This window comes from Acidovorax sp. KNOB132 (assembly GCF_057541515.1).
Window position 1 is genome coordinate 1 of the sequence record NZ_BAAJYT010000148.1, and the last position, 9,401, is coordinate 9,401.

9 protein-coding genes and 1 pseudogene are annotated in these 9,401 nt (G+C 69.5%); 8 read left to right on the forward strand and 2 right to left on the reverse strand.

Features of this window, described 5'->3' with window-relative positions:
* The 4 genes and pseudogenes from AC27IO_RS16555 to AC27IO_RS16570 all read left to right on the forward strand — a co-directional run.
* Nucleotides 1-796, forward strand: a pseudogene (locus AC27IO_RS16555) (N-acetylmuramoyl-L-alanine amidase); the annotation flags it as partial.
* 48 nt (nt 797-844) lie between these two features.
* On the forward strand, nt 845-1,177 hold the full coding sequence (locus AC27IO_RS16560; protein WP_498739746.1) for a cupin domain-containing protein: 333 nt from the start codon (nt 845-847) through the stop codon (nt 1,175-1,177).
* 179 nt (nt 1,178-1,356) lie between these two features.
* A complete protein-coding gene (locus AC27IO_RS16565) occupies nt 1,357-1,584 on the forward strand; it encodes a YMGG-like glycine zipper-containing protein (RefSeq protein ID WP_272551696.1) in 228 nt (75 codons plus the stop codon).
* Between the two features lie 219 nt (nt 1,585-1,803).
* On the forward strand, nt 1,804-2,781 hold the full coding sequence (locus tag AC27IO_RS16570) for an alpha/beta fold hydrolase (protein WP_498739748.1): 978 nt from the start codon (nt 1,804-1,806) through the stop codon (nt 2,779-2,781).
* Nucleotides 2,782-2,835: 54 nt separating this feature from the next.
* Here AC27IO_RS16570 and AC27IO_RS16575 read toward each other — a convergent pair whose 3' ends face one another.
* Nucleotides 2,836-3,480, reverse strand: a complete 645-nt coding sequence (locus AC27IO_RS16575) for a DedA family protein (protein WP_272568021.1) — start codon at nt 3,478-3,480, stop codon at nt 2,836-2,838.
* A gap of 82 nt (nt 3,481-3,562) precedes the next feature.
* Between AC27IO_RS16575 and mutL the strand changes: the two genes are divergently transcribed.
* Both mutL and AC27IO_RS16585 read left to right on the forward strand, forming a co-directional pair.
* Nucleotides 3,563-5,557 (forward strand): DNA mismatch repair endonuclease MutL, encoded by a 1,995-nt coding sequence (mutL, locus tag AC27IO_RS16580; protein ID WP_498739750.1) that lies wholly within the window; start codon nt 3,563-3,565, stop codon nt 5,555-5,557.
* Between the two features lie 34 nt (nt 5,558-5,591).
* Nucleotides 5,592-6,254 (forward strand): PA4824 family protein, encoded by a 663-nt coding sequence (locus AC27IO_RS16585; protein WP_498739751.1) that lies wholly within the window; start codon nt 5,592-5,594, stop codon nt 6,252-6,254.
* A 74-nt stretch (nt 6,255-6,328) separates the two neighbouring features.
* Here AC27IO_RS16585 and AC27IO_RS16590 read toward each other — a convergent pair whose 3' ends face one another.
* Complete coding sequence (locus AC27IO_RS16590) at nt 6,329-7,495, reverse strand: glycerophosphodiester phosphodiesterase (RefSeq protein WP_487115261.1); 1,167 nt, start codon at nt 7,493-7,495, stop codon at nt 6,329-6,331.
* 444 nt (nt 7,496-7,939) lie between these two features.
* Between AC27IO_RS16590 and AC27IO_RS16595 the strand changes: the two genes are divergently transcribed.
* Both AC27IO_RS16595 and AC27IO_RS16600 read left to right on the forward strand, forming a co-directional pair.
* Nucleotides 7,940-8,773 carry an alpha/beta hydrolase gene (locus AC27IO_RS16595; RefSeq protein WP_498739752.1) on the forward strand — a complete coding sequence of 278 codons (834 nt, stop codon included), beginning with the start codon at nt 7,940-7,942 and terminating at the stop codon, nt 8,771-8,773.
* Between the two features lie 72 nt (nt 8,774-8,845).
* On the forward strand, nt 8,846-9,401 hold a 556-nt coding region (locus AC27IO_RS16600), incomplete at its 3' end, for an MFS transporter (protein WP_498739753.1).

Below are 9,401 nucleotides of genomic sequence, written 5' to 3' on the forward strand. Positions count from 1 at the left end.
CGGCCGCTGCCGCCCCCACCCCGCCGCACGCCCCATCGCCGGCACCGGCCGCGCCCGCCATCGCGAAGGCGACCGACCGGCTCATCATCGTGGCGCTGGACCCCGGCCATGGCGGTGAAGACCCCGGCGCACCGGTCCCGGCGGCACGCGCGAGAAGGACATCGTGCTCAAGGTGGCGCACCTGCTGCGCGACCGCATCAACGCCACCACGGTCGGCGGCAACCCGATGCGGGCCTTCCTGACCCGCGACGCCGACTATTTCGTGCCGCTGGGCGTGCGGGTGGACAAGGCCCGGCGCGTGCAGGCCGACCTGTTCGTGAGCATCCACGCCGACGCCTTCACCACGCCCGCGGCGCGCGGCGCCAGCGTGTTCGCGCTGAGCCAGGGCGGCGCCTCCAGCTCGGCCGCGCGCTGGCTGGCCAACAAGGAAAACCAGTCCGACCTCATCGGCGGCCTGAACGTCCGCGTGCAGGACCGGCACGTGCAAAGCGCCCTGCTGGACATGAGCACCACGGCGCAGATCAACGACAGCCTGAAGCTCGGCAGCGTGCTGCTGGGCGAGATCGGCAGCATGGCCAAACTGCACAAGCCGCGCGTGGAGCAGGCCGGCTTTGCCGTGCTCAAGGCGCCGGACATTCCGAGCGTGCTCGTGGAAACCGCCTTCATCAGCAACCCCGAGGAAGAGGCCAAGCTGCGCACCGCCGCCTACCAGCAGCAATTGGCCGACGCGCTGATGCGAGGGATCACGCGATACTTCGCCAAAAACCCGCCGCTGGCACGCAGCCGGTCCGTCTGACGGCTCGGCGGGCCTGCGAGCGTGACCTGAAACCACGAGGAGAACCCCATGGCCCTGCACCACGCACGTTCCGGAGAAGTCGTCAGCCTGAGCCCGCTGGGCGACCGGCTGGCGGGCACCGCCACCACCGCCATCATCAAGGCCGCCCAGCTGGAAGTGATCCGCGTCGTGCTGCCGGCCGGCAAGGATTTGCGCCAGCACGACACGCCCGGCGAGATCACCGTGCAATGCCTGGAGGGCGAGGCGGAGTTCCACACCGCCGGCGGGGCGCGCCTGCTGCGCCCGGGCGACTTCGTGCACCTGCAGCCCCGTGCTGCGCATTCGCTGCGCGCGGTGAGCGATGCCTCGCTTCTCGTGACCATCTGCCTGGCCCCGGGCTGATCGGCAGCGCCGCGGTCAGGTGGGGCACCTCCTACAGCAGGCGGCCTCGCCTGCCTACACCGCAGGCGCGGTGCCGGGGTGATAGTGCAGGCATGGGTTGGGACAGGCAAATGCAGCGGCTTGAACGGATCGCTGCCCTGTCCGGATCCCATGCCCTCACAGATACCAGGAGCCAAGTCATGAACTACCGCCATCTCGTTTCCGCCGCCGCTGTCGCAGCCGCACTCGGCCTCGTCGGCTGCTCTTCCAACCCCACCAATGCACAGATCGGTACCGGCGTAGGCGCCGTGGCCGGCGGCGTGTTGGGCAGTGCCGTCGGTGGCACCACCGCGACCGTGATCGGTGCCGGTGCCGGCGCGCTGGTCGGCCACGAACTCGGTGAAGACCGCGATCAACGCCGCCGCTGATCTCACGGGGATGGTTTAACTCCCATCCTTCCGATCACAAAACGCCTGCAGGGCCCCAGTGCCCTGCGGGCGTTTTTGCGTGGATGCCAATCGGCGCCTCCCACCAGCACCGGTGCAAAACGATAAGGCGTTTCTCCACTAAACGATACGTTTTAGTACATTTAAAGCGCGTGGGTGCGGCTAACATTCTTGGCCTGTTCCACTCTGCAGAATCACTCCATGCGCCCGTCGCCCCTGGCCCTAGCCAATGACCCTCTTTCACCCGAGCCTGCCCTGAGCCGCCGCCGTGCCGCGCTGCAACTGATGGCCATACCCGCCGCCATCGCGTCGGGCAGTGCCCTGGCGAACGGCACAGCGGATGTGGCGAGCGCTGCAGCCAAGAAGCGATTCACCACATCGCAAGGCTGCCACCTGCACTACCAGGATCGTGGCCAGGGCCCGGTCGTGCTGCTCGGGCACAGCTACCTGTGGGATTCTTCGATGTGGGCGCCCCAGATCCAGGCGTTGTCGCGCCACTTCCGGGTCATTGCCCCCGACCTGTGGGGCCACGGCGCGTCGGGGCCACTGCCCGCCGACACGCAGGACCTGAAAGGCCTGGCGGCGCAGATGCTGGAACTGCTCGACGCCCTCCATGTCCGCGAATGTGCCGTGGTCGGCCTCTCGGTCGGCGGCATGTGGGGTGCGGAGCTGGCGCTGAAGGCGCCGGAGCGGGTTCGCAGCCTCGTGATGATGGACACCTACCTCGGGGCCGAGCCCGAGGCCACGCGCCTGCGCTACTTTGGCCTGCTCGATGCGATCGAGGCCGGCGGGCAGATCACCCAGCCGCTGGTGGATGCCATCGTGCCGATCTTCTTTCGGCCCGGCACCGATCCCTCGAGCCCCCGCCCCGCCGCGTTCGGCCGCAGCCTGGCGGCGATGGCGCCCGATCGATTGCGCCAATCGGTGGTGCCGCTGGGCCGCATCATCTTCGGCCGCGCCGATGCGATGGACCGGCTGGCGGCGCTCCGCCCCCAGGCCACGCTGCTCATGTGCGGCGACGAGGACATTCCCCGCCCGCCGCACGAGATGCACGCAATGGCCGAGGTGATCGGCTGCGATGCCGTGGTCATCCCCGAGGCCGGGCACATTTCGAACCTGGACAACCCGGAGTTCGTCACCCGCCAGCTGCTGCAGTGGCTGGACCGCACGATGCGCTGACAGCGCATTCGCTCGGGCAACCGGAGGACGGGGCGCGGTGCTCCCGGCTCCCGCTCAGGCCGTTTTCTGGCGGCCGGCGCGCCAGCCGCCGTAGAGCGCGATCAGGCCCGGCACCAGGATCAGCGCCCAGATGATCTTGTCCAGATTGGCCTGCACCCATGGGAAGTTGCCGAAGAAGTAGCCCGCCGTGCAGATGCCCAGCACCCACAGCAGCGCACCGCCCACGTTGAACGCCGTGAACTTCGCCCGGCCCATTTCGGCCACGCCGGCCACGAAGGGCGCGAAGGTGCGGATGAATGGCATGAAGCGCGCCAGCACGATGGTGACGCCGCCGTAGCGTTCGTAGAAGTCGTGCGCCTGCTGGAACGCGCGCCGGTTGAACCAGCGCGAATCGGGCCACTGGAACACCTTGGGCCCGAAATAGCGCCCGATGGTGTAGTTGCACTGGTCCCCAAGGATGGCGGCCGCGATCAGCACGGCGCAGGCCAGCGGAAAGTTCATGAGCCCCGCACCGCACAGCGCACCGACGATGAACAGCAGCGAATCGCCGGGCAGGAACGGCATCACCACCACACCCGTCTCGACGAAGACGATGAGGAACAGCAACGCGTACACCCACGGGCCGTAGGCGCTGACGAAGGCCGCCAGGTGCTTGTCCACGTGCAGGATGAAGTCGATCAGGAACTGGATGATTTCCAAGGGCGGACCTTCTGAGGAAAGTGGGATGGCGGGATTGCCAATGCGGCGCGTACTCTAACCGCACTGCCTAGAATGCCGGGCAATGACCACAGAGCCCACCCTGCGCCGACCGATCCGCGACCTGCCCGACGAACTCATCAGCCAGATCGCGGCCGGCGAGGTGGTCGAACGGCCCGCCTCGGCCGTGCGCGAACTGGTGGACAACGCGCTCGACTCCGGAGCCACCCAGATCGCCGTGCGCCTGCTGGCCGGCGGCGTGCGGCTGATTTCGGTGGAAGACGACGGCAGCGGCATCCCCCAGGAAGAACTGCCGATCGCCCTGCGGCGCCACGCCACCAGCAAGATCACCAATCTGCACGACCTCGAGTCCGTCGCCACCATGGGCTTTCGCGGCGAGGCCCTCGCCGCCATCGCTTCGGTGTCGGAAATGGCCCTGCTGTCGCGCACCGCGGAGCAGGCCAGCGCTTTCCTGCTGGATGCGCGCAGCGGCGAGCTGCGGCCCGCCGCACGCAGCCAGGGCACGACGGTGGAAGTGAAGGAACTGTTCTTCGCCACGCCGGCGCGGCGCAAATTCCTCAAGACCGACGCGACCGAACTGGCCCACTGCATCGAGGCCGTGCGCCGCCACGCGCTCGCCCGTCCCGATGTGGGCTTCGCCATCTGGCACGAAGGCAAGCTGGTCGAGCAGTGGCGCGCCACCCTGGCCGCTGGCGACGCGTCCGATGGCGCGCTGCAGCAGGCGCTCGACCGGCGGCTGGCCGACGTGCTGGGAGACGACTTCCTCGCGGAATCGGTCGCCGTGCGCCACCGCCACGGCGCCATCACGGTGACCGGCCGCGCCGGCCTGCCGGATGCGGCCCGCTCGCGCGCCGACCAGCAGTTCTGCTACGTGAACGGCCGCTTCGTGCGCGACAAGGTGCTCACGCACGCCGCGCGCGCCGCCTACGAGGATGTGCTGCACGGGCAGAAGCAGCCCGTGTATGCGCTGTACGTGGCCATCGACCCGCTGCGGGTGGATGTGAACGTGCATCCCACCAAGATCGAGGTGCGCTTCCGAGACAGCCGCGAGGTTCACCAGGCCGTGCGCCATGCGGTGGAGAACGCCCTGGCCGTGCCCCGTGCCCAGGCACTCGCCGCGAGCGGCGCCACCGAGACGGCGCCAGGGGCGGCCGCGCAGGCGCCCGCTCCCGGGATGGCGCACGGCTGGAAGGCGCAGGCGGCGATCCGGTTCGACGAGCCCGTGGTCGGCCACCGGGTGACCGACCTGCAGGCCCTTTGGGGATCGCCGAAGGGGCTCGGCGTCGGCGCACAAGACGGCGCCTTCCCGGCCAGCGTGCAGGAGCCGCGCGCCGAATGGGGCCATCCCGGCGCACCCGGCGCCGCGGCGGCCGGCACCGTTGCCTGGACTCCGCCCCCCTCCCTGCAGACCATCCCCCCTTCAGCGGCCGACGTGACGCCTGCGCCACCCGCGCCGGACGACAACGCGCCGGCCTGGCCCCTGGGCCGGGCCGTGGCGCAGATCCAGGGCGTCTACATCCTGGCGGAAAACGCCCACGGCCTGGTGATCGTGGACATGCACGCCGCGCACGAACGCATCGTGTACGAGCGGCTCAAGGCGCAGGTGGACGGCACCGAACGCATCGCCAGCCAGCCGCTGCTGATCCCCGCGACCTTCGCCGCCACGCCGCAGGAAGTGGCCACGGCCGAAGCCCAGGCCGACACACTGTCGATGCTGGGACTGGAGATCGCCCCCTTCTCCCCGAAGACGCTGGCCGTGCGCGCCGTGCCCACCTCGCTGGCCCAGGGCAATGCGGTGGAACTGGCACGCAGCGTGCTCGCGGAGTTGTCAGCACACGACGCCAGCACCGTGGTGCAGCGCGCCCGCAATGAAATTCTGGGTACGATGGCCTGCCACGGCGCGGTGCGCGCCAACCGCCGGCTCACCCTCGATGAAATGAACGCCCTGCTGCGCCAGATGGAAGTCACCGACCGATCCGACCAGTGCAATCACGGCCGCCCCACCTGGCGGCAACTGTCCATGCGCGAGCTGGACGCCCTCTTCCTGCGCGGACGCTGATCCCCGGGCGCCGCAGGCCATACGGATCCCACCCATGCCACTGCGCCGCCACCACCCCCATCACCTTCGCTCCGCCTGCCAGGGCTATGGCGTGGCGGCCCTGGCGGCCATCGCCGCCGTCACGCTACCGGCCCACGCGGGGCGGCCCCTCACGGTGGACGACGCCGGCGTGAATGCCCCCGGCGAAGGGCACGTGGAAGTGTGGTGGGAGGGCGTGCACCGCGACCGCGGCGTCTTCTACGTGGCGCCGGCCTATGCCCCGGTGGCGCTGCCGGGTCTGGAACTGGGCGCCCTGCTGGCGCGCGATCTGGACGGCCGCGCCACGGTGCAAAGCGTGGTGGCCAAATGGCAGTGGACGCCGCCGCCCGAGCAAGGCTGCCATGCGGCCAGCAGCGTGGGCCTGTGGCACACCCACCGGGAGCCGCGCAGCACGCGGGCCCTCAACCTGCTGGGCACCTGCATCGCCAACTGGGGGGCCGTGCACGCCAATGCCGGCACGCTGCACACGCCCGACCACCGCTGGCTGCCCACCTGGGGCGCCGCGGTCGAATCCACCTGGGGCGCGGTCACGGCGCACATCGAGGCGTTCGGCCAGCGTGGCAGCCCGCCCACCTTCCAGACCGGCGCGCTGTGGGAATGGACACCGGGCTGGCAACTGGACGGGGTCGTCGGGCGCGGCAGGGCCGGACCCTGCTGAGCATCGGCGTCAAGCACAGCTTCTGACGCGCCCCGAAACGGTGGCCTGCCGCCGGCAGGCCGTCGACCGAGGGATCAGTCGTCCCGCGCCGCCTTGGCGTGGTCGGGGAAGTCCGCGAACACGCCGTCCACGCCCAGGCGGTAGAACATGCGGTATTCGGCCTTCGGGTCGCCCTTGAAGTCGGAAGCCAGGCGGCGCGCCTCGCTGCGGAAGGTGTACGGGTGCACGAAGAGGCCGGCCGCGTGCGCGTCGGACACGACGGAGGTCGCGGGCATCATCACGCGGTCGCGCTCGTCGATCTTGCCGTCGCCGTTCAGGTCATCTGGCTGGCCGTCCTTGTTGTCATCCACCAGCTTCGAGGGGATGAGGTACGGCTTCCAGGGGCCGATGCCGTCCGCATAGGTCTTGACCTCCTTCAAGCCCGCAGGGGTCAGCAGGCTGGCAAACGTGCGCTGGTCGCCGGCCACGGCGAAGTCATAGGGCTTGTCGTAGGGCGCGGTCAGGTCCATGCTGCCGTCGGCCTTGATGTCGTTGGCATCCACCAGTTGCACCAGGCGCACCTGGGTCTTGGTGCGCAGGTACTTGAGGTTGGACACTTCGAACGACTGCAGGATGACGGGCGACGCCGCGGTGGTGTAGCCGTACTGCGAGAGCGTGGTGAGCAGCCGGTCCTCGAGCTTGAGGTTCAGGTTGGCGTGGTAGGTGGGGTGCTTGGTTTCGATGTACACGCCCACGGTGCGGCCCACGCGCGTGCCTTCGGACCGGGCGAGGTCCAGCACCTCGGCCAGCGTCGGGATCTGGTACTTGCCGTTGAACGACTGGTCGCGCTCGGCCAGGGGCTGGATGGCGCGCAGGGTCTTGATCTCCGCCAGGGTGAAGTCGGAGGCGAACCAGCCTTCTTCCTGAACGCCATCGACCATCTTCCTGGTCTTGCGGCTGGCGAATTCCGGGCGCTGCGACACGTCGGTGGTGCCGGTGATGTTGGGCTCGTGCCGCGCGATCAGCACACCGTCCTTGGTGGCCACGAGGTCCGGCTCGATGAAGTCCGCGCCCAGCTCGATGCCCTTCTTGTAGCCTTCCAGCGTGTGGTCCGGCAGGTAGCCGGCGGCACCGCGGTGGCCGATCACCAGCGGCTTGGCGCCGTTCAGCGTGGGGAAATCATCGTCGTTGCCGCCACAGGCGGCCAGGGCGGCAGCGGCGGCCAGGGCCAGCGCGGCCCCTTTGAAACCAGACAGGTGCATTGCTCTACCTCGTTGATCGTTGAAGTGCGCCACTGTGGAGGCGCCACATGACAGGACGGTGACTCGGGGAACTTTGTCGCCGCAGCGGTATAGCGGCGCCGAACGCACCGTTGTTGTGCGTTGTTGCCCCACCTTGCACCGGAGTGCCCATCCTACGGGCCACCCCGTCCGGCCGTCACGGCCTATCGATGCTGCGCTGCAGCGTCAATCAGCGCTTTTCCGGGCTCCGGCCCTGGGCAGCGGTGCCGAAATCAGGCCATCTCTCCAGCACAATCCGGATGTAACAAAGCGCATCGACGGGCGCGTTTCTTGCAAAAGCCGGAAAAGCCGGGGATTTCCCGATTTGCTATTGAAAAGTGAGCAACCAAGGCAATCAAGACGCCGGCATACCCGCTGAAACACTGCCATAGAACTTTCCCGACACCGCGGCACTCAGTCCTACCCATGAAACGCTGGCCCCTCCTTTCATCCATCGCCCTCGCCATGGCCGTCACGGCAGGTTGCGCCACCCTCGACGCCAAGCAGCGCGAGTGGATCTTCCAGCCCAGCGACCGCGCCTGGGGCGGTGCCCAGTCCACCGACGACATGGAAGATGTCTGGATCGCATTCGACTCGCAAGCCACCGGCAAGTCCGAGAAGCTGCACGGCCTGTGGCTGCCGGCCGCCAAAGCCGATGCGCCCGTGCTGCTGTACCTGCACGGCGCACGCTGGAACGTGTCGGGATCGGCGGGCCGCATGCGGCGCATGCAGAGCATGGGGTTCTCGGTGCTGGCGGTCGACTACCGCGGCTTCGGGCGCAGCAGCGCGGCCCTGCCGTCGGAGACCACGGCCCTGGAGGACGCCCGCGCCGCGTGGGACTGGCTCGCGCAGCGCGCGCCCGACCAGCCGCGCTACATCTTCGGCCACTCGCTCGGCGGCGCCATCGCCATCGACCTGGCGGCGATGGTGAACGACGAGAAGGGCACCATCGTGGAAGGCACCTTCACCAACATCCCCGAGGTCGTGGCCACGTTCAAATGGGGTTGGCTGCCGGTGTCGGGCCTCATCACGCAGCGCTTCGAGTCGGCGCGCAAGGTCGCGCACATCGGCTCGCCGCTGCTGGTGGTGCACGGCAGCGACGACAGCCTGATCCCGCCCACGCTCGGCCGCAAGCTGTACGACGCCGCCCAGGAGCCCAAGCGCTTCGTGCTGGTGGAAGGCGGCACGCACCACAGCACGAACACGGTGGGCGAGCCGCAGTACCGCGCCGCGCTGGCGGACCTGTTCCAGGTGTACTGATCCGGCCGGCATGCGCGGCGACGGCCATCTGCGCTCCCGGTCGGGTGGCGCCCATCTGGTAGGCTCGCCCGCATGTCCGTCCCCCCTTTCGCTGCGGCGGGCCAGGAGCCGCCGGCCGTGGCCGTCGCGCCGGGTCTGGCCATCACCGTGCTCGCGCTGCTGCTGAGCCTGCAGCCCGTCACCACCGATCTCTACCTGCCTGCGCTGCCCTCGCTCACGCGCAGCCTGGACGCACCCGTGGCGTCCGCCCAGCTCACGCTCAGCGCGCTGCTGCTGGCCTTCGGATGCTCGCAACTCGCCTGGGGGCCGCTGTCGGACCGCTTCGGCCGCCGGCCGGTGCTGCTGGCGGGTCTTTCCATCTACACCCTGGCATCCATCCTGAGCGTGCTCGCCCCGTCGATGCAATGGCTGATCGGCTGGCGCGTAGCGCAGGGCGCGGCCATGGGCGCGGTGGTGATGTGTGCCCGCGCCATCGTGCGCGACCTCTACACGCCAGCGCTGGGGGCGCGGGCGATGTCGCGGGCCCTCACCGGGCTGGGCATCGCGGCCAGCCTGTGCGCACCGGTGGGCGGGCTGCTGACGGAGTGGCTGGGCTGGCGCGGGGCGCTCTCGGCCCTCACCGCCTACG

Excerpts from the sequence above, each read along its gene's own strand:
- AC27IO_RS16560 (WP_498739746.1), top strand. The coding sequence starts at position 845 with ATGGCCCTGCACCACGCACGTTCCGGAGAAGTCGTCAGCCTGAGCCCG.
- AC27IO_RS16585 (WP_498739751.1), top strand. The coding sequence starts at position 5,592 with ATGCCACTGCGCCGCCACCACCCCCATCACCTTCGCTCCGCCTGCCAG.
- mutL (WP_498739750.1), top strand. The coding sequence starts at position 3,563 with ATGACCACAGAGCCCACCCTGCGCCGACCGATCCGCGACCTGCCCGAC.
- AC27IO_RS16590 (WP_487115261.1), bottom strand. The coding sequence starts at position 7,495 with ATGCACCTGTCTGGTTTCAAAGGGGCCGCGCTGGCCCTGGCCGCCGCT.
- AC27IO_RS16570 (WP_498739748.1), top strand. The coding sequence starts at position 1,804 with ATGCGCCCGTCGCCCCTGGCCCTAGCCAATGACCCTCTTTCACCCGAG.
- AC27IO_RS16595 (WP_498739752.1), top strand. The coding sequence starts at position 7,940 with ATGAAACGCTGGCCCCTCCTTTCATCCATCGCCCTCGCCATGGCCGTC.
- AC27IO_RS16565 (WP_272551696.1), top strand. The coding sequence starts at position 1,357 with ATGAACTACCGCCATCTCGTTTCCGCCGCCGCTGTCGCAGCCGCACTC.